This window comes from Pseudomonas syringae group sp. J309-1 (assembly GCF_032582135.1).
Lineage (GTDB): Bacteria > Pseudomonadota > Gammaproteobacteria > Pseudomonadales > Pseudomonadaceae > Aquipseudomonas > Aquipseudomonas quasicaspiana.
In genome coordinates, this window is sequence record NZ_JAWHNU010000172.1 from 1 (window position 1) to 511 (window position 511).

Annotated in this window: 1 protein-coding gene; it reads right to left on the minus strand. The window is 62.2% G+C overall.

Annotated elements, in window-relative coordinates; all coding sequences use genetic code 11:
* Positions 1 to 511, minus strand: a 511-nt coding sequence (locus RX972_RS29295) for a ParB/RepB/Spo0J family partition protein (RefSeq protein ID WP_316880802.1), incomplete at both ends; no start/stop codon positions are given.

Here is a 511-nt window from a genome sequence, read left to right on the forward strand (position 1 = left end):
GATCGGCATAGGCAAGAGCAACCTTGCGTTGGCGATCCGGCTCTAGGCCGGCCAGCTGTTCAAGGCCGCGTTGATTGTCCGCCTCGGGCTTGTCACGCAGCACGTCGAGCACTTCCGGCCGCAGCTTGGAGCCAATGAACTGCGCGCGCTCGATGGCACGTCGCGACAACCCGAGATCGTCAAGAGCTTGCGCGAAGAAGTGACCTTGAGCCGTTTCGGCCAATTCCGCCAAGTTGGCGGAATTGGAAAACTGAGGGTTCCCACGAGCGAGCTTGCCGTGTTCTTCCTCCCACAGCCTGCGGTATTCAATCACATGCAGGGCGCGGTCCAGCTTAGACAGCTCGTCGCGGAACAGGTTCTCCTCAATCTCGATGCGTCGTGCGCCAGCCTTGTCGAGCTTGCGCACCAAGGCATCGACCTCGGTGAGGCCGTGGAGGTCGTGTCCGCGATACCTCGTCGCGCCCGCAGCGAGGGTGTATGGGCGTTCGCCGTTGGGCGTGCGGTACACGTT